This is a genomic window from Brevundimonas sp. Br13, assembly GCF_055391505.1.
In genome coordinates this window covers 2,062,718-2,080,614 of record NZ_AP044008.1, presented here as the reverse complement: position 1 = coordinate 2,080,614, position 17,897 = coordinate 2,062,718, and the positions used below count along the sequence as shown (strand labels likewise).

16 protein-coding genes are annotated in these 17,897 nt (G+C 66.7%); 11 read left to right on the top strand and 5 right to left on the bottom strand.

The features are described from left to right. Window positions 1-395 precede the first annotated feature (395 nt). Window positions 396-1,598 carry an exo-beta-N-acetylmuramidase NamZ family protein gene (locus ACZ5M6_RS10230; RefSeq protein ID WP_464158465.1) on the bottom strand — a complete coding sequence of 401 codons (1,203 nt, stop codon included), beginning with the start codon at window positions 1,596-1,598 and terminating at the stop codon, window positions 396-398. After that, entirely contained in the window at window positions 1,595-2,101 is a 507-nt protein-coding gene (locus ACZ5M6_RS10225; RefSeq protein ID WP_464158463.1) for a DOMON-like domain-containing protein, read from the bottom strand. Before ACZ5M6_RS10225 ends, ACZ5M6_RS10230 begins: the two co-directional genes overlap by 4 nt. Window positions 2,102-2,300: 199 nt before the next feature. On the opposite strand from ACZ5M6_RS10225, the gene tyrS reads away from it, so the two are divergent. The 3 genes from tyrS to ACZ5M6_RS10210 are packed head-to-tail and all read left to right on the top strand — an operon-like array spanning window position 2,301 to window position 4,433. Continuing rightward, window positions 2,301-3,554 (top strand): tyrosine--tRNA ligase, encoded by a 1,254-nt coding sequence (tyrS, locus tag ACZ5M6_RS10220; protein WP_464158461.1) that lies wholly within the window; start codon window positions 2,301-2,303, stop codon window positions 3,552-3,554. A gap of 59 nt (window positions 3,555-3,613) precedes the next feature. Then, on the top strand, window positions 3,614-3,979 hold the full coding sequence (locus tag ACZ5M6_RS10215) for a GIY-YIG nuclease family protein (RefSeq protein ID WP_464158459.1): 366 nt from the start codon (window positions 3,614-3,616) through the stop codon (window positions 3,977-3,979). Continuing rightward, window positions 3,969-4,433: a peroxiredoxin gene (locus tag ACZ5M6_RS10210; protein WP_464158456.1), complete on the top strand. Its 465-nt coding sequence runs from the start codon at window positions 3,969-3,971 to the stop codon at window positions 4,431-4,433. Before ACZ5M6_RS10215 ends, ACZ5M6_RS10210 begins: the two co-directional genes overlap by 11 nt. Before the next feature lie 60 nt (window positions 4,434-4,493). Here ACZ5M6_RS10210 and ACZ5M6_RS10205 read toward each other — a convergent pair whose 3' ends face one another. Continuing rightward, window positions 4,494-4,655 (bottom strand): hypothetical protein, encoded by a 162-nt coding sequence (locus tag ACZ5M6_RS10205; protein WP_464158454.1) that lies wholly within the window; start codon window positions 4,653-4,655, stop codon window positions 4,494-4,496. Between ACZ5M6_RS10205 and ACZ5M6_RS10200 the strand changes: the two genes are divergently transcribed. Further along, the gene (locus tag ACZ5M6_RS10200) at window positions 4,654-5,763 is read left to right on the top strand and encodes a M23 family metallopeptidase (RefSeq protein ID WP_464158452.1); all 1,110 of its coding nucleotides are present in this window, start codon (window positions 4,654-4,656) and stop codon (window positions 5,761-5,763) included. The genes ACZ5M6_RS10205 and ACZ5M6_RS10200 overlap by 2 nt on opposite strands. Then, window positions 5,747-6,295 (top strand): bactofilin family protein, encoded by a 549-nt coding sequence (locus ACZ5M6_RS10195; protein ID WP_464158450.1) that lies wholly within the window; start codon window positions 5,747-5,749, stop codon window positions 6,293-6,295. Before ACZ5M6_RS10200 ends, ACZ5M6_RS10195 begins: the two co-directional genes overlap by 17 nt. 53 nt (window positions 6,296-6,348) lie before the next feature. Here ACZ5M6_RS10195 and prfB read toward each other — a convergent pair. Together prfB and ACZ5M6_RS10185 are read right to left on the bottom strand one after the other, a co-directional pair. Beyond that, a protein-coding gene (prfB, locus tag ACZ5M6_RS10190) for a peptide chain release factor 2 (protein ID WP_152950166.1) occupies window positions 6,349-7,471 on the bottom strand; the annotation gives its coding sequence in 2 pieces (ribosomal slippage) (window positions 6,349-7,401 and window positions 7,403-7,471; 1,122 coding nt in all). A 120-nt stretch (window positions 7,472-7,591) separates the two neighbouring features. After that, window positions 7,592-10,003, bottom strand: coding sequence for a penicillin-binding protein 1A (locus tag ACZ5M6_RS10185; RefSeq protein ID WP_054765608.1), 2,412 nt, complete (start codon window positions 10,001-10,003; stop codon window positions 7,592-7,594). A 136-nt stretch (window positions 10,004-10,139) separates the two neighbouring features. Between ACZ5M6_RS10185 and ACZ5M6_RS10180 the strand changes: the two genes are divergently transcribed. The 6 genes from ACZ5M6_RS10180 to ACZ5M6_RS10155 all read left to right on the top strand — a co-directional run bounded on the left by ACZ5M6_RS10180 (window position 10,140) and on the right by ACZ5M6_RS10155 (window position 17,846). Next, window positions 10,140-10,568 carry an organic hydroperoxide resistance protein gene (locus ACZ5M6_RS10180; RefSeq protein WP_152950162.1) on the top strand — a complete coding sequence of 143 codons (429 nt, stop codon included), beginning with the start codon at window positions 10,140-10,142 and terminating at the stop codon, window positions 10,566-10,568. Window positions 10,569-10,737: 169 nt separating this feature from the next. Next, entirely contained in the window at window positions 10,738-11,742 is a 1,005-nt protein-coding gene (gene cobS / locus ACZ5M6_RS10175) for a cobaltochelatase subunit CobS (protein WP_054765606.1), read from the top strand. Window positions 11,743-11,807: 65 nt separating this feature from the next. Beyond that, window positions 11,808-13,580, top strand: coding sequence for a response regulator (locus ACZ5M6_RS10170; protein WP_464158447.1), 1,773 nt, complete (start codon window positions 11,808-11,810; stop codon window positions 13,578-13,580). Between the two features lie 64 nt (window positions 13,581-13,644). Continuing rightward, window positions 13,645-15,525, top strand: coding sequence for a DNA mismatch repair endonuclease MutL (mutL, locus tag ACZ5M6_RS10165; protein WP_464158445.1), 1,881 nt, complete (start codon window positions 13,645-13,647; stop codon window positions 15,523-15,525). A gap of 143 nt (window positions 15,526-15,668) precedes the next feature. Then, entirely contained in the window at window positions 15,669-17,336 is a 1,668-nt protein-coding gene (locus ACZ5M6_RS10160; protein ID WP_464158444.1) for an AAA family ATPase, read from the top strand. Window positions 17,337-17,372: 36 nt separating this feature from the next. Next, the gene (locus ACZ5M6_RS10155; RefSeq protein ID WP_464158442.1) at window positions 17,373-17,846 is read left to right on the top strand and encodes a low molecular weight protein-tyrosine-phosphatase; all 474 of its coding nucleotides are present in this window, start codon (window positions 17,373-17,375) and stop codon (window positions 17,844-17,846) included. Window positions 17,847-17,897 lie beyond the last annotated feature (51 nt).

Sequence of the window (17,897 nt, the reverse complement as noted above, 5' to 3'; positions counted from 1 at the left end):
GAGGCCCGCTTCCTACCGCATCGCAGCAGATAAGCCCAATCACTTATTTGCAGATGCGTGATAGATTTTGGTTATATCCATCACCCCGCCCAACTCCGTCGTCCTCGGGCTCGACCCGAGGACCGGATTATTCGCCGCATTGCGCCGGAACAGACGCACACGCGCCTCAACGCTCGATCCTCGGGTCAAGCCCGAGGATGACGAAAAGCGACATCAATCCAACAGGAACGCCCGCCTCGCCCCTTCCCAAGCTCAGCCACCCCGCCTTCGCCCTCTCCGTCATCCTCGGGCTTGTCCCGAGGATCCAGACTCCCGGTGTTTGGACAGCGTGCACACACGGCAAACACCGGGAGTCTGGATCCTCGCCACAAGGGCGAGGATGACGAGAGGTGAAATCAATACAGCAGGAACGCCCGCCGCGCCTCTTCCCACGCCGCCTCATCCGGGCGCGTCGCCGCATCCAGATCCCCCGGCCCCGCCGCCGCGTCGTCCACCCACTCCCGCAAGCCCGGCCCGCCATTGATCACGTCGATGGGCAGTTTCCCGAACGCATATTCATACGGAAAATCCCGCCACAGATCGTAGTCGGGATACAGCCGCCGGATCGCCTTGAAGCCCAGGGCCTGCACCCGCCACGGCCTGAAGGCGGCGTGGTCATAGCCGGGGTGATCGACATGGATCTGCACCCCGCTGCACAGTTTGCCGACATGTTTGTGGAAGGTCGGCTCGAACCACATGTCGCGCAGCACGCAACCGCCCAGCCATTCCGGCGCCAGAGCCTGCATCTCGGCGATCACCGCCCGCGCGTCGATGTCCGGCGCCCCGAACAGCTCCAGCGGCCGGGTCGTGCCCCGCCCTTCCGACAGGGTCGCCCCCTCCAGCATCACCGTCCCGGCGTAGCAGCGGGCCATGCTCAGGTTCGGCGCATTGGGGCTGGGATTGACCCAGGACCTTTCCCCCAACGGCCAGCCGAAGCCCGGTCCCGCCTCCGGCGCCCAGCCCTGCATCTCCACGACCCGGTAATCCAAATCCAGCTTGAACCGGTCGATGAACCACAGGCCCAGTTCGCCCAGGGTCATCCCGTGCCGCATCGGCATAGGCCCGGCCCCAACGAAACTCTCCCAGCCGGGCTTCAGCGTCATCCCCTCAACCGGCCGCCCCGCCGGATTGGGCCGGTCCAGCACCCAGACCGACTTGCCGTGTTTCGCCGCCGCCTCCAGCACGTACAGAAGCGTGGTCACATAGGTGTAGATGCGACAGCCCAGGTCCTGCAGGTCGATCAGGACGACGTCGAACGTCTCCATCCATTCGTCCTTGGGCCGCCGCACCTCGCCGTACAGGCTGAAGACGGGGAAGCCGTGCACCGGATCGCGATAATCCGGGCTCTCCATCATATTGTCCTGCAGATCGCCCTTCATCCCGTGCTGGGGGCCGAAGGCGGCGGTCAGGGTTATCTCGGGACAGGCGGCCAGGGCGTCCACCGCATGGCTCAGATCCCTGGTCACCGAGGCCGGATGCGCCAGCAGGGCCACGCGCCGCCCCTTCAGCTGCGCCCTCAGGGCGTCGTCGGACAGCAGGCGGTCGAGACCGAAGTTCATGGCAGTTCCAACGCAAACGAGTCGGGATGATGAAAGTCCGGCTTATCCGAAGGATGGGCCAGGGCCCAATAGGCGATCGCCCCGTCCAGACCCTCGACCACCGCCGTCAGCCCGACCGCGTCCGTCGCATCCTCGGGCAGCTCCACATCGACCGTCAGAACGAACCGCCCCTGGGCCATGCGCGTGACGATGAAGGGTGGCGCGATCTCCAGCCCCCGCATCCCCTCGCGATAGCCGTCGAACCGATAGGCCGCCCAGGCCCCCGACGGCGACAGATTATATTCGACATAGCCGCTGGCCGTCTGCACGAAGGCCTCGAAACAGGTCGTCCGCCACAGTTCGTCCGTCCTGGCCCGCGCCGGCGCCTGCGGCCAGCGCACCGTCTCGACCGGCCCGGCCAACAGATACTCCAGGCTCAACACCCGCCCCGCCCGTCGCGCCTCGACCTCCAGCGTCAGCCCGCCGGGGGAAGAGGTCGGGTGCGGGATCAAGGGCAGACGCATCCCGTCTTCGTAGCGCAGGCTTGACGCCGGTCAACGCTGCGCCTTATCCAGAACCCATGTTCGCCGCCCGCGCCATCGCCGGCCTGTATTACCGCCCGCTGTAAGCGAGCGGCCCGCGAACTCGCGCCGCCTTCGCTGGCGACGCGCTCTTCGGAAATGGAAGACGACCGCCGGCATCCCTGCTAACGGAGCCTCCGCCATGACCGACCAAGCCTTCAAATCCGACTTCCTCCGCACCCTTCAGGCCCGCGGCTACATCCACCAGATCACCCACCCGACCGAGCTGGACGAGGCGGCCGCCTCGGGCGTGGTGGCCGGCTACATCGGCTTCGACGCCACCGCCCCGTCGCTGCACGTCGGCAGCCTGATCCAGATCATGATGCTGCGCCGGCTCCAGCAGGCGGGCGGCAAGCCTGTCGTCCTGATGGGCGGCGGCACCACCAAGGTCGGCGACCCGACCGGCAAGGATACGTCGCGCCCCCAGCTGACCGAAGAGACGATCCAGTCGAACATCGACTCCATCAAGACGGTCTTCGCCAAATTCCTGACCTTCGGCGACGGCCCGACCGATGCGGTCATGGTCAATAACGACGACTGGCTGTCGACCTACGGCTACATCCAGTTCCTGCGCGACTTCGGCACCCATTTCACCGTCAACCGGATGCTGAGCTTCGACTCGGTCAAGCTGCGGCTCGAGCGCGAGCAGCCGATGACCTTCCTCGAGTTCAACTACATGCTGATGCAGTCGGTGGACTTCCTGGAGCTGAACCGCAGCCTGAAGGTCACGCTGCAGATGGGCGGGTCGGACCAGTGGGGCAACATCACCTCGGGCGTGGATCTGGTGCGCCGGGTGGACCAGAAGGCCGCCTTCGGCCTGACCACCCCGCTTCTGACCACGGCCTCGGGCGGCAAGATGGGCAAGACGGCGCAAGGGGCCGTCTGGCTGAACGCCGAACAGCTCAGCCCCTATGACTACTGGCAGTTCTGGCGCAACGCCGAGGACGCCGACGTCGGCCGCTTCATGCGCCTGTTCACGGACCTCAGCCTGGAGCAGATCGCCGAATACGAGGCCCTGGAGGGCGCGGCCATCAACGAGGCCAAGAAGGCCCTCGCGGACGCCGCCACCACCCTGCTGCACGGGGCCGAGGCCGCCGCCACCGCCCGCGCCGCCGCCGAAAACGCCTTCGAAAAGGGTCAGCTGTCCGCCGACCTGCCGACCGTCGAACTTCCGGCCGCCGAGATCTACGGCGCCATGATCGCCGCCGTCGTGACCAAGGCCGGCCTGACCGCCTCCAACGGCGAGGCGCGCCGCCTGGCCCAGGGCGGGGGCTTGCGCCTCAACGACGTCGCCGTCTCCGACGGCGCCCAGCTGCTGACCGAGGCCGATCTGAAGGACGGCGTGATCAAGCTGGCGGCCGGCAAGAAGAAGATCGTGCTGGTTAGGCCCGTTTAGGGTAGCTTTTCAGCTCCGCTCATCCCCGCGTAGGCGGGGACCCAGATAGGTGTCAAAGCTTGGCCTTCTTCACCTACATCGTGGCCAGTCGCCGAAACGGCACCCTTTACACGGGCTCGACCGACGATCTGATCCAACGGGTGAGGCAGCACAGGGACAAGACCTTCGCTGGATTCACGGCGAAGTACGACGTCCATTTGCTCGTCTGGTACGAGGCGCATGAAAGTAGAGACGCGGCCTTCCACCGGGAGCGGCAGATCAAGAAATGGAACCGGCTTTGGAAACTGCGGATGATTGAGCGGCAGAACCCAGACTGGCTCGACCTTTACGATCACCTTCGTCTTGGCGGCATGAAGGACGCCAAGGACTGGGTCCCCGCCTTCGCGCGGATGAGCGGAGTAAGTGAGACACCCGATGACCGATGAACGCCAGCCCGCCCCCGCTCTCGACCTGCCGACCGACAACGGCGGCCGGATCTCCCTCGCCGCCCTGAGGGGCAAGCCCGCCGTCGTCTACTTCTATCCCAAGGACGACACGACCGGCTGCACCCGCGAGGCCCAGGACTTCACCGCCCTGTCCGCCGACTTCGCCGCCTTGGGCTGCCCGGTCATCGGCGTGTCCAGGGACACGGTGAAGAAGCACGACAAGTTCAAGGCCAAATACGCCCTCGCCGTCGTCCTGGCCTCGGACGAGGACGGCGCCGCCTGCGAGGCCTGGGGCGTCTGGGTCCAGAAGAAGCTGTACGGCCGCGAATATATGGGCATAGAGCGCGCCACCTTCCTGATCGACGCCGAGGGTCGGATCGCCCGCGCCTGGCGCAATGTGAAGGTCGCCGACCACGCCGCCGAGGTTCTCGCAGCGGCCCGCGCCTTGGGCTGAGAACGCCGAATCGCCTTCAAGGGGAATCCCGTCCAAGCGGGTTCTCGCATTCCGGGATTCTCAAGGCACTTTTGCGTGAAAATGCCCGAAAAGGCCGGAAATGACAGTTAACAACAGGTGAACCATCTTGCCGCTGTCATAAAGGCGGCGGATAAACCCCACCTCGACGTGGGGGCGTTGCTTTATGGACCTGGAAGAGAAAGCGCCGAAACGCTCCTTCATGGATCGTTTTTTGCCCGTCCGTTACGTCTATCTCCGCAGCCATGACGAGGTTCGGGCCTACGCCCTCACCGCCCGGCGTCAGATCCTGCTCGGCCTGGCGGCATCGGCCTTCTTGGTCTGGTCTCTGGTCGCCTCGGGCGCCTTCCTCTTCGACATCGTGACCCGGCGCCACGCCGATTCCGAGGTCATCCGCGCGCGCGCCGCGTCAGAGCGGCTGAACGCGGACCTTCAGGCGCGGCTGGAAAGCGCGGTCGTCCGCATGTCCGCCACGAACGGCGCCCTGGACCAGACGGCCGCCATGATCGAGCGGCGTCACGCCGCCCTGGCCCAGATCATGACCGGCTTGAACGGCGTGAACGGGGCGGTCCAGGCCTTGGCGCCCAAGCCGCTGCGCGCCGACATGCCGCCGATCCAGCGCATTCTGGCGGTACGGCTGGACCAGGAACGGCTGCTGGATCGAGCGGAGACCTTCGCCCAGACCCGCGCCGAACGGCTCAGACTGGCCTTCCGCCTCGCCGGCCTCAATCCCGCCGCCTATGTCGCCGCCGCCGAACCGCTGGGCGGCCCCCTGGTGGAGGCGCGCGATCCCCGGGCCCTGGCCGCTATTCTGGATGTGGACGAACCCTTCGCCGTCCGCATCCGCCACGCGGCGACCAATCTGAACGAAATGCGGACCCTGTCTGACGCCGCCGAAGAGTTGCCGTTCAAACGGCCGACCCAGGCCCGCACCACCTCCGGCTTCGGCGTCCGCTTCGACCCCTTCAACGGCCGTCCCGCCATCCACCAGGGCCAGGACTTCGCCGCACCGCTGAACACCCCCATCTACGCCACGGCGCCCGGCGTCGTTTCCTTCGCCGGCGTTCGTTCAGGGTATGGCAATACGGTCGAGATAGACCACGGGCGCGGCTTCAAGACACGCTACGCCCATCTGAACGCCCTGGCCGTCCAGCCGGGGCAGTCGGTCGCGCTCGGCCAGAGGATCGGCGCCATGGGCACCACCGGCCGATCGACCGGCGTCCACCTCCATTACGAAGTCTGGCTGAACGGCCGGCCGCAGAACCCCGCACGCTTCCTCAGAGCAGGAGATCAACTTGTTCAACAAAATTAGCAAACCCGCGACCCCGACGCCGTCGTCGCCTCGTCCTGCGGCCCCGGCCATTCCGCCGCTGCCGGACATGCCGGCCGCCCCGCGCCCCGGCGCGGCCCCGGCCGCCACGACGCCAGGCCGCGGCCTGTCCACCCTGTCCTCCGACCTGACCTTTGAAGGCAATATCACCGGCGCGGGCGATCTGCAGATCGATGGACAGATCAAGGGCGACGTCCGCGTCGGCCGCCTGATCGTCGGCGAGACCGGCGCGGTCGAGGGCAATGTCCAGGCCGACTATATCGAAGTGCGCGGCCGCATCGTCGGCGGCGTCCAGGGCAAGCAGATCAAACTGGTCGCCACAGCCTATGTGGAAGGCGACATCACCGCCGAACAGCTGTCGATCGACGTCGGCGCCTTCTTCCAGGGCCGCGTCGCCCAGGGCCAGCGTCAGGCCCCCGCCCCGGCGCCGGTCGCCCCCGTCGCGCCCCAGCCGACGCCCGCCCCGGCGAGCGAGGCCAAGGCTGACGTCGTGGCCCTGAAGCCGAACGCCTGATCCGCGTCGCGGCCTGATCGCCGGATTTCAGCGATCAGGCCGCGCCCTCGCCGTCAATCGGCGACCGAGCCCCGCGTCTGGCCGACCCGCGCCGCCAAGGCCGCCCCCATGAAGGCGTCAAGGTCACCGTCCAGCACCCCTTGCGTATCCGAGGTCTCGACCTCGGTCCGCAGGTCCTTCACCATTTGATACGGCTGCAGCACATAGGATCGGATCTGGTGCCCCCAGCCGATGTCCGTCTTGGCGTCGTTCAGGGCCTGGGCCGCCGCCTCGCGCTTCTGCAGTTCCAGCTCATACAGACGCGCCCGCAGCATCTTCCACGCCTGTTCGCGGTTCTGGTGCTGCGACCGGCCGGTCTGGCAGGACACGACCGTATTGGTCGGAATGTGCGTCAGACGCACGGCCGAATCCGTCTTGTTGATGTGCTGACCGCCGGCGCCCGAGGCGCGATAGGTGTCGGTGCGCACGTCGGACGGATTGATGTCGATCTCGATCGTGTCGTCGACGACTGGCGAGACGCCGATCGAGGCGAACGAGGTGTGCCGCTTGGCCGCCGCATCATAGGGGCTGATCCGCACGAGGCGATGGACGCCGGATTCCGACTTCAGCCAGCCATAGGCGTTGGGGCCGCTGATCAGAACGGTGGCCGACTTGACCCCCGCCTGTTCGCCGTCCTCCTGAGCCTCGACCGTGACTTCATAGCCGTGAGCCTTGGCCCAGCGGCTGTACATCCGCAGCAGCATGCCCGCCCAGTCGTTGGATTCTGTGCCGCCGGCGCCGGAGTTGACTTCCAGATAGGCGTCGTTTCCGTCGGCCTCGCCGGACAGCAGGGCCTCCAGCTCGGCCCGCGCCGCCCGCTCCTTGATGCCGCGCAACAGGGCGCGCGCCTCTTCCAGAGCGGCCTCGTCGCCTTCTTCATCGGCCATATCGGCCAGCATGACCCCGTCTTCCAGGTCCTGCTCCATCGCCTTGACGGCGTTGATCTGGCCTTCCAGGCGCGAACGGTCGCGGCTGACGGCCTGGGCCTCTTCCGGCCGGTCCCACAGGGTCGGGTCCTCGACCCGTGCGTTCAGCTCATCGAGCTTTCTGACGGCGACGTCCCAGTCAAAGACGCCTCCTGAGCAGAGCGACGCTCTGCTCGATGTCGGCCTTCATGGCCTCGACATCCGGTCTCATCGCAATCTCCAGCGACACTAGGCCCTCAAGCAGCGCGGCCCGCAGGTCGCGCGATAGGGCGAAAAGAATGAAGAACGGCGCGCCACGAGGACGCGCCGTTCGGAAGGCCTACCTAGAGCCTCAGTACAGTCCGCTCAAGTCCTCGGCCGGCGCCTTCTTCGGCGGCGGCGGGGCGGCGGCGGGCGGCGGGGCGTTGGCGCCGGCGGCCGCCGCCTCCTGTTCGCGACGGATCACGTCATAATAGTTCTGGGGTCCGACCGGCTGGCTCGGGGCCTGGACCGGGGCCGGCGCCTGGCGTTCAGTGCCGGGGCGGAAGGCTTCTTCGATCCCGTTCACGGTGCGGAAGACGGCGTTCTTGGGCCGCACGAAGGGCCGGGCCGGCCGCTCCTTCAGCGCCGTCTGCATGAATTCGGTAAAGACCGGCACGGCGGCCGAGGCGCCGGCCTCGCCGGACCCCAGCGACCGGTTGTCGTCAAAACCGATGAAGACCCCCACCACGATATCGGTGGTGAAGCCGACGAACCAGGCCGAACGGTATTCATTGGTCGTGCCGGTCTTGCCGGCGACCCAGCGACCCAGGCCGCGCGCGCTGGCGGCCGTGCCCCGCTGGACCACGCCTTCCAGCATCGAACTCATCTGATAGGCGGTGATCGGATCGATCACCTGGGTTCCGCGCGGCTGAAGACGCGGCGATTCCTGACCGGAGAAGCCCCGCCCGCATTCGCGGCAGTTGCGGGCGTCCGCGCGGAAGATGGTCTGGCCGTCCCGGTCCTGAACATAGTCGATCAGATAGGGGGTCACGCGCCGTCCGCCGTTGGCGAAGGCCGAATAGGCCGCCGTGATCTCCAGCGGCGTCACCTCGCCCGCGCCCAGGGACACCGACAGGTTTGGCGTCAGTCCCGGGATCCCCATCCTGTCCGCCTGATCGACGATCTTCTTCATGCCGACCGACTGGGCCAGGCGCACCGTCATGACGTTGCGCGACAGCTCCAGCCCGCGCCGCAGCGTCTGGGGCCCGTAATATTCCCGGCTGTAGTTCTCAGGCGTCCAGCGCTGGCCGTTGGGGCCGCCGGCGAAGCTGATCGGGGCGTCCAGCACGATGGAGGCGGGGGTGAAATCCCCCTCCAGCGCCGTCGCATAGACGAAGGGCTTGAAGGCCGACCCCGGCTGTCGCTTGGCCTGGGTCGCCCGGTTGAAGCTGGACAGGGCGAAGGAATAGCCGCCCACCATGGCCAGGACCCGGCCCGACTGGGGCTCGATCGCCACCAGGGCGCCGTTGACGCGCGGCACCTGTTTCAGGGCGAACTGGCCGTTCTTCTTCTCGACGAAGATCAGCTCGCCGCGCCGCAGCTGGCGGTTGGCGTTGGCCCAGGCGGCGTCGGCGGCGATCAGGGTTCCGCTCTCGTCGTCCTTGGCGGTGCGGATGCGAACCGTGTTTCCGCTGACGCTCTCGATGGCGGCGGCCTGCCAGCTGCGGCGTTCGGGCGGCGCCTGTTCCTTCAGGGCGGCGGCCTGCCAGCCCTCGGCGAAGTCGGTCGAGCCCCACCCTCCGCGCCAGCCGTGGCGACGGTCATAGTTCTCCAGACCCTGCATCAGGGCCTGGCGCGCGGCCGTCTGCAAGGTCGGGTCCAGGGTGGTGCGCATATAGAAGCCGCCGGCGCGCAACTGGGCGCCGAAATCGGGATTGGCCGCCGCCTGACGCCGCGCCTCCTCCACAAAGAAGTCCGCGTCCTTATATTCCGACCGCTGCGGCGCGTCGCGCGTGACCAGGGGCCGGGCGCGCGCCTCGGCCAGCTGAGCCTGGGTCAACCAGCCGCTCTGCTCCATCTCGCCCAGCACCCAATCCCGCCGGCCCTTGGCCGCGCCCGGATGGCGTTTGGGGTGATAGTTGTTCGGCCCCTTGGGCAGGGAGGCCAGAAAGGCCGCCTCGTCCGGCGTCAGCTGGTTCAGCGACTTGCCGAAATAGTTGTAGGCGGCCGAGGCGATGCCGAACGACCGGTAGCCCAGGAAGATCTCGTTCAGATACAGGCCGAGGATCTGCTCCTTGGACAGGGTCGCCTCCAGGCGATTGGCCAGGATGGCTTCCTTCAGCTTGCGGTTCAGGCTCGATTCATTGGTCAGCAGGACGTTCTTGGCCACCTGCTGGGTGATGGTCGAGCCGCCTTCCAGCCGGCGCCCCTGCGCCAGGTTGAAGACGTTCTTCAGCGACGCCCGGCCTATGCCGCCCACATCGATGCCGCCGTGCTGGAAGAAGTTGCGGTCCTCGGCGGCCAGGAAGGCCTGCACCACCGTCGCCGGAATCTGGTCGTAGGAGACGTAGATTCGCCGCTCGTCCGAGAACTCCCCGATCAGGGTGCCGTCGCCCGCATAGACTCGCGTCGCCGTCGGCGGACGGTAGTCCGCCAGTTCCGAGGCGTCGGGCAGGTCGTGGAACAGCCAGGCCGCATAGACGGCCACCGCCACCCCCGCCAGGGCGATGCCGCCCAGCAGGACCATGCCCGCCCATACGAACCAGCGTTCGGCAATCTTCACGGCCTACTCCGACGACACGCCCCGAATTGGTGCTTTAGCCCGCGTCGGCCCCGAAAGGCTAGGGTGCGGATGCAACGCCCCCTTTCCCTGCCTCGTTCAGCCCCCATCTGAAGCCTTCCCAACACAGGAGACCGCCATGGAAGTTCTGTACCGCGCCCAGGCCACCGCCTCGGGCGGCGGCCGCGAAGACGGCCGCTCGACCACCGACGACGGCAAGATCGACGTCAAACTCTCTACGCCGAAGGAAATGGGCGGAAAGGGCGGCGACGGGACCAATCCCGAACAGCTGTTCGCCACCGGCTATGCGGCCTGTTACCTGGGGGCGCTTCGTCTGGTCAGCGGCAAGGCGGGGACGCCCGTCGGCCCCGACACCAAGATCACCGCCGGCGTCGGCTTCGGCAAGAACACCCGGGGCGAAGGCTTCAACCTGGACGTCGATCTGACCGTCACCGACCACGGCCTGGACCAGGCTGTGATCGAAGACCTGATCGAAAAGGCCCACCAGGTCTGCCCCTATTCCAACGCCACGCGGGGCAACGTCGACGTTCGCCTGGCGGCCAAGTAAGACCTCCGCTCATCCCCGCGAATGCGGGGATCCAGTGCCTTGGGCGATGATCGCCGCCGTCTGCAAAAGCGCATCGCCCAACGCACTGCCGAGCAAAAGAACGGGATCCCAGCTTTCGCGGGGATGAGCGGGGTTTAAGTGATCCCAAACGTGCGCTAATCGCTCGGGCATGACCTCCCCGCTCGACGCCTCCCCCGATCCGCTGATCACCCTGGAACCGACCCGCCGCGTGACCCTGCGCGAGGCCTTCGGCATCGACAGCGACATGACCGTGCCCGCCTTCGCCGAGCGCGACAGCCATGTGCCCGAGATCGACGAGGCCTATCGCTTCGATCCCCAGACCACGATCGCCATCTGCGCCGGCTTCGCCTTCGACCGCCGCGTCATGGTCCAGGGCTATCACGGCACCGGCAAGTCGACCCATATCGAACAGGTGGCGGCCCGCCTGAACTGGCCCCTGGTCCGCATCAATCTGGACAGCCACGTCAGCCGCATCGACCTGGTCGGCAAGGACGCCATCGTCCTGAAGGACGGCAAGCAGATCACCGAGTTCCGCGAGGGCATACTGCCCTGGTCGCTGCAACGCCCCGTCGCCCTGGTCTTCGACGAATATGACGCCGGCCGTCCCGACGTCATGTTCGTGATCCAGCGCGTGCTGGAGGCGCAAGGCCGCCTGACGCTCTTGGACCAGAACCGCGTCATCCGCCCGAACAAATATTTCCGCCTGTTCGCCACGACCAACACCATCGGTCTGGGCGACACCACGGGCCTGTATCACGGCGCGCAACAGATCAATCAGGCCCAGCTGGACCGCTGGAACATCGTCACCACGCTGAACTACCTCGACCACGACGTCGAGGCCGAGATCGTCGCCGCCAAGGTCCCTGAATGGTCGGACGCGGAAGGGCGCCGCCGCATCGCCGCCATGGTCCGCGTCGCCGACATGACCAGGAACGCCTTCATGAACGGCGACATCTCCACCGTCATGTCGCCCCGCACCGTCATCACCTGGGCCCAGAACGCCCTGATCTTCGGCGGCGACGTGGCGCTCAGCTTCCGCCTGACCTTCCTGAACAAGTGCGACGAACTGGAACGCCCCACCATCGCCGAGTTCTACCAGCGGGCGTTCGGGGAAGACCTGCCCGAGGCGGCGACGCGGGTGAAGGTGGGGTAGGGCCGGATTGAGGGCTCATTAAGGTCCTCCCCTTATGGCGAAGCTCGTAAGAGGGGCGCCGCCGCGTGATCCAGAAAGCCGACTATATCCGGGCCTATGCCGACCGGTATCGCGACATGTTCGCGGTCCGGCTGACGACCATCGTCGCCGTCATTCTGGTGGCCGCCTGGGTGCTGGACTGGGGCTGGGCGGCGAACTTCGGCCTGATCCAGCTGGGCCTCTATGTCCTTTTGTGGCGCACGGTGGAGATCGCCCGCACCCGGCCCGAGGCGCCGGGCGCCGGGCGGCGGTTCCGTCTTCGGACCGAATTGATCACCCTGGGGCTGGCCTCGCACAACGCCGTCTACATCCTGGCCGCCTGGTGGGTTCGGCCCGATACGATCGACTATCTGCGGCTGCTGCTGGCGGGCAATCTGATGGTGGGCGCCCTTCAGGTCCACATCAGCCGGCGCAGCTTCCTGGCGGCCGTGGCGCCGCCGTCGATCGCGGCCATGATCATCGCCGCCCACCAGCCCCAGGCCACGCCGACGCTGAAGTTCGCCGTCGCCCTGTTCGTCCTGGGCATCATCGCCGCCGCCTGGCGTCAGTGGCGCGGCGACCGCGAGACGGTGGAGCTGATGGTGGCCCTGACCGAACGCAGCCGCCAGCTTCAGGCCGCCCTGGGCCAGGCCGAGACCGACCGGGCCGCCGCCGAACGGGCCAACAAGGCCAAGTCCCGCTTCCTGGCCATGATCAGCCATGAGGTCCGCACCCCCCTGAACGTCATCCTGGGCCTGACCGAGGTGTTGCGCGGCCGGCGCCGGCCCAAGGCCGAGGCGGTCGTGATCGACGACATGGCCGAGGCGGGCGGCATGCTGCTGCGGCTGCTGAACGGGGCGCTGGACATCTCCAAGATCGAATCGGGTCATTCCGATCTCCAGATCGCTCCCGTCGACGTCGCCGCCCGGATCGAGGCCATCGCCCGGGTCTGGCGCACCCGCGTCGCCGAACTGGGCCTGACGCTGGAGGTCGTTCTGGACGGCGACCTTGCCGATTTCGCGGTCCTGACGGATCAGGCGCGGGTCGAACAGGTGCTGATCAACTATCTGTCCAACGCCCTGAAACTGACCCCGGCGGGAACCATCCGCCTGGTCGCCCAGGCCCGGCCCCAGGCGGACGGCCGGATCGCCCTGAGCCTGGAGGTCCACGACCAGGGCCCCGGCGTGCCCGAGGATCAGCGCGAGCGCATCTTCCAGCCGTTCGAACAGCTGGCCGCCGGGCGGGCCGCAGGCGGGGCGGGTCTGGGCCTGGCCCTGTGCCGCGCCGCAGCCGAGGGGCTGGGCGGAAGCGTCGGCGTGCGTCCGGCCGAGGGCGCGGGCGCCGTCTTCTGGTTCCGTTTCACCGCCCCGCGCGCCCCCGTCGAGACGGACGCGGAGGCCGCTCCGCCCGCACCGACGCCCGACGCGCCCCCAGCCCTGCGCGTCCTGGCGGCCGAGGACCATCCGGCCAATCGCAAGCTGCTGGCCCTCTTGTTCCAGTCGTTCGGCCTGGACCTCGCCCTGGTCGAGAACGGGCGCAACGCGGTGGACGCCCTGCGCGCCGACCGGTTCGACCTTGTGCTGATGGACGCCATGATGCCGGTGATGGACGGGGTCGAGGCGGTCAGGCTGATCCGCGCCGAGGAGGCCGCCGAGGGCCGCCCCCGCACCCCGATTCACATGCTGACGGCCAATGTGTTCGAGGACGACGTGGCCCGCTATCGGGCCGCCGGGGCCGACGGCGTCCTGGGCAAGCCGATCCAGATCGGCGCGCTTCAGGCCCTGCTGGAACAGACGGCCGCCTCCGCCGTCCCCGCCTGACGGAAACGGTCCGGCCCTGACCGGCGTGGCGCGAATCCCTTCGCCCCCCTATCTTGGCGGGCACATGCCCATTCGCCGCCTCTCCCCCGAAACCGTCAACCGCATCGCCGCCGGCGAGGTGGTCGAGCGCCCGGCCAGCGCCATCAAGGAACTGGTCGAGAACGCCCTGGACGCCGGGAGCCGCAATATCGAGATCCAGGCCGACGGCGGCGGCCTGTCGCGCATCCTGATCGCCGACGACGGCAAGGGCATCCCCAAGGAAGAACTGCCGCTCGCCGTCGAACGCCACGCCACGTCCAAGCTGGAGCCCGACGACGCCGGGGACGTGGACCTGTTGCGCATCCACACCCTGGGCTTTCGAGGCGAGGCCCTGCCCTCGATCGGCTCGGTCGCCCGCCTGTCGATCACCACCCGGTCGCGCGATGAAGGCGAGGCCTGGGTCATCCAGGTCGAGGGCGGCGCGACCCGCCCCCTGGCCCCCGCCCCCTTCCCCGGCCCGCACGGCGCGCGGGTCGAGGTGCGCGACCTCTTCTACGCCACCCCCGCCCGGCTCAAGTTCATGAAGTCCGAACGAGCCGAGGCCATGGCCATTTCGGAAGAGATCAAACGCCAGGCCATGGCGCACGAGGCCGTCGCCTTCACCCTGTCGCTGGACGGCAAGGTCGCGCTGCGCCTGCCCGCCGAACACCCCGGCGACGAGGGCCGGCTGAAACGGCTCTCGGCCCTGCTGGGTCGCGACTTCGAGGCCAACGCCCTCTTGATCGACCAGGAGCGGGACGGGGTGCGCCTGTCGGGCTATGCGGGCCTGCCCACCTATTCGCGCGGCAATGCGGCGCATCAGTATCTGTTCGTCAACGGCCGCCCGGTGAAGGACCGGCTGCTGCAAGGGGCCCTGCGCGGCGCCTATGCCGATTTTCTGGCGCGGGATCGGCACCCGGCCGCCGCCCTCTTCATCGACATCGACTCACTGTACGTGGACGTCAACGTCCACCCCGCCAAGGCCGAGGTCCGGTTCCGCGATCCGGCCCTGGTGCGCGGCCTGATCGTCGGCGCCCTGAGGCACGCGCTCCACGCCGCCGGCCACCGGGCGAGCACGACCGTGGCGGCGGATGCTCTGAGCGGGTTCAGGCCGCACACGGGCGTGACGCAGAGTGGCGAGTGGCGAGTGGCGAGTGGCGAGGGCTGGTCCGGGTGGACAGGCTGGTCCCAGCCCGCCGCCGCGGCGCAAGTCCTGCCTGGCCTCCACGAACGCAGCGCCCGCGTCGAACCCGGCTGGGACGGCGCCTCATACGGCGAACTCGCCACTCGCCACTCGCCACTCGCCACTGCCCCCCAGCCACTCGCCCCTCCCCCTTCCGACATCGACCTGCCCCTGGGCGCCGCGCGGGCCCAGCTGCATGCCAACTATATCGTGGCCCAGACCCGCGACGGCCTGGTCATCGTCGATCAGCACGCCGCCCACGAACGCCTGGTCTATGAGCGGATGAAGGCCCAGATGGCCGAAGGGTCCGTCACCCGCCAGGCCCTGCTGACGCCCGAGGTGGTCGATCTGGACCCGGCCGAGGCCGAACGCGTCGCCGGGCGGGCCGAAGAACTGGCCGAGATGGGCCTGATCGTCGAGGCCTTCGGCGCCGGCGCCGTCCTGGTGCGCGAGACCCCGGCCCTGCTGGGCGACACGGACGTGCAAGGGTTGATCCGCGACATCGCCGACGATTTAGCCGAACACGGCGCCGCCCTGTCGCTGAAGGAGCGGATGGCCGAGGTCTGCGGCACCATGGCCTGCCACGGCAGCGTCCGCTCCGGCCGCATCCTCACCGCCCCCGAAATGAACGCCCTGCTCCGCCAGATGGAAGCCACCCCCCATTCGGGCCAGTGCAACCACGGGCGGCCGACCTATGTGGAGCTGAAGCTGCACGATCTGGAGAAGCTGTTCGGGCGGCGGTGAGTGGGACAATTGTGGTCGAATCCACGCCAAGATCGACCCTTGCTCTGTGACTGACACAAACTGTAGAGCTACTCGCGGTGCAGTTGCGCAGCGCTTGCGCGTCGCACGGTGATGCTTGACTTTATAGCTGCTAGAGAACGCCGATGTCGCAAGCCAACGCGTCCATCCCATTTACCTTCGACATCCCAGACCATCGACCGCGCATGCCGGGCCAGCAAGTTCGCCCCATTATTACGGTTGACGGGGATCGAATTATTTCTGGCTGCGAGCCCGTGGTATTCATTGGCGCCAATGGAGCAGGTAAATCTCGGCTAGTTTCTCTAGTAGCGACATCTCCTAACGTCACGCTAATCCCAGCGGATCGCCAAACGGACGTTCCAGACACTCTGGGGCCGGTCGCTATGCATGACGCTGAAAATATGCTCCGATCACAGCAAAACAACGGTTATAACATACCGGGGATGGGCCAAGCGAACCGCCGCAAGGTTCAAGATATAAATCAGCTTTTTACTTACTTGAAGGCGGAGGAAGCTCAGGTAGGCGTAGATTTTTATCGCGCTACCGCCGACAGCCCAACAGCTCCTCGCCCGAGCACCAAGATTGCAGACGTAGAGCGTCTTTGGCGTGTTGTTTTCCCTGAGCGTCGATTCAATCTCCAGTCCTACAATCCTCGGGTCGAACGTACGCTTCCCGATGGGACAAGAAATACGTACGCAGCCTCCAACATGAGTGAAGGCGAGCGGAGCATCCTCTACCTGATCGCTAGGATCGTCACGGCCTCGGCTGGCATTGTTTTAATCGACGAACCCGAAGTTCACATGCACAGTCTGTTGGCCCGACGCTTCTGGGATGTCGTTGAGCAGTCACGGTTGGACTGCCGGTTCGCATACGTGACCCACGATCTTGCTTTCGCGCTGTCACGACGCAATGCGCGAATGGTTGTAGTGCGGGCTGAAAATGTTGTTTCTGTGATCCCCGCAAGTGAGAGAATCCCCCCCGCCGTATTTGAAGAAATTTACGGAGCTGCTACTCTTTCGGTTTCGGCAAGCCGCCTCGTTTTCTGCGAAGGCGTAGACGATGGCAGTATCGATAGACCTTTCTATGAGGCCTGGTTCAACTCTGGCGGCACCTCGGTCGCACCGGTGGGAAGCTGCACCGCAGTAAGACAGTCGACCTATGTATTTCAGAGCGGCGACACTATTTCTGCAGCGAGTCCGACTGGCCTGATTGAACGAGACTTCTGGCCGGATGAATGGCTTGCTAGCCGCCAAGCAGAAGGTTTTCATGTTCTGCCAGTTCACGAGATCGAAGGTCTCTTTTGTTTAAAGGAGGTCGCCGAATCCGTCGCACTACACCTTGGATTGAGTGATTTCGACTCGCGCTGGACAGATTTTGAAGCTAGCGAAAAATCTCGGGCTATGCAGCGAGAGCCGGTTATCGTCGAGCGCGCAAAACGCCGCATCGATATTGCCCTCGAAGGGCTTGCAAACGCGGCTAGAAGCAATCCTGACCGACCGGCCACACGGGCTGCCTTCGTGTCTACCGTGGATATTTCGCGGGTCGTTTCCGACATAGGTGCGGTTTTCGACGTTGAAGCTAGCGTCGTGGATCAAGCATGCGCCGGGTCTTGGGACGGCTATTTAAAAGTCATGCCAAACAAGCGACTATTGGGGTCACTAGCTCAAGCGCTCGGCATGCACAAAGACCTTTACACAAGTGTGGTTGTCGGCGCGTTGAAGAATCCTGATGCCTATCCAGCTGCCGCGAACCGTATCTCGCAGGCGCTGCAATCGAAACTGCCGCCGCGTTAATTTGGTTGAAGCCGACATCACAGGGAGGCTGACTTGATGCCCTCCATCCTCTTCGTCTGCCTCGGCAACATCTGTCGCTCCCCCCTCGCCGAGGCCGCCCTCCGCGCCGAGGCCCAACGCCTGCGTCTCGACCTGATCGTCGACTCCGCCGGCACGGGGAATTGGCATGTCGGCCATCCGCCCGACCCGCGCGCCCAGGCCGTGGCGCGCAAACATGGGATCGACATCTCCGGCTATCAGGGCCGGCAGGTGACGCCGGCGGACTTCCGCCGCTTCACCCACCTCATCGCCCTGGACCACGACAACCTGGCTGATCTGCGCCGGATCGCGCCCAGAGACGACGAAGGGGGCGCCGTCGCCGAACTCAGTCTTCTGCTCGACCACGTGCCCGGCCGCGAGGGCCAGGCCGTGACCGATCCCTATTTCGGCGACGACGCCGGGTTCGAGGTCACCTGGGCCGAGGTGACGGCGGGGGCGCGGGGACTGATCCAGAGGCTGGTCCGCGCCTGACACGCCCCGTCGGCGAAAGCCGACGGAGGGGGGCTCGCTCCACGTCCGAGT

Excerpts from the sequence above, each read along its gene's own strand:
- ACZ5M6_RS10160 (WP_464158444.1), top strand. The coding sequence starts at position 15,669 with ATGTCGCAAGCCAACGCGTCCATCCCATTTACCTTCGACATCCCAGAC.
- tyrS (WP_464158461.1), top strand. The coding sequence starts at position 2,301 with ATGACCGACCAAGCCTTCAAATCCGACTTCCTCCGCACCCTTCAGGCC.
- mutL (WP_464158445.1), top strand. The coding sequence starts at position 13,645 with ATGCCCATTCGCCGCCTCTCCCCCGAAACCGTCAACCGCATCGCCGCC.
- ACZ5M6_RS10180 (WP_152950162.1), top strand. The coding sequence starts at position 10,140 with ATGGAAGTTCTGTACCGCGCCCAGGCCACCGCCTCGGGCGGCGGCCGC.
- cobS (WP_054765606.1), top strand. The coding sequence starts at position 10,738 with ATGACCTCCCCGCTCGACGCCTCCCCCGATCCGCTGATCACCCTGGAA.
- ACZ5M6_RS10230 (WP_464158465.1), bottom strand. The coding sequence starts at position 1,598 with ATGAACTTCGGTCTCGACCGCCTGCTGTCCGACGACGCCCTGAGGGCG.
- ACZ5M6_RS10155 (WP_464158442.1), top strand. The coding sequence starts at position 17,373 with ATGCCCTCCATCCTCTTCGTCTGCCTCGGCAACATCTGTCGCTCCCCC.
- ACZ5M6_RS10210 (WP_464158456.1), top strand. The coding sequence starts at position 3,969 with ATGACCGATGAACGCCAGCCCGCCCCCGCTCTCGACCTGCCGACCGAC.
- ACZ5M6_RS10205 (WP_464158454.1), bottom strand. The coding sequence starts at position 4,655 with ATGAAGGAGCGTTTCGGCGCTTTCTCTTCCAGGTCCATAAAGCAACGC.
- ACZ5M6_RS10225 (WP_464158463.1), bottom strand. The coding sequence starts at position 2,101 with ATGCGTCTGCCCTTGATCCCGCACCCGACCTCTTCCCCCGGCGGGCTG.
- ACZ5M6_RS10200 (WP_464158452.1), top strand. The coding sequence starts at position 4,654 with ATGGATCGTTTTTTGCCCGTCCGTTACGTCTATCTCCGCAGCCATGAC.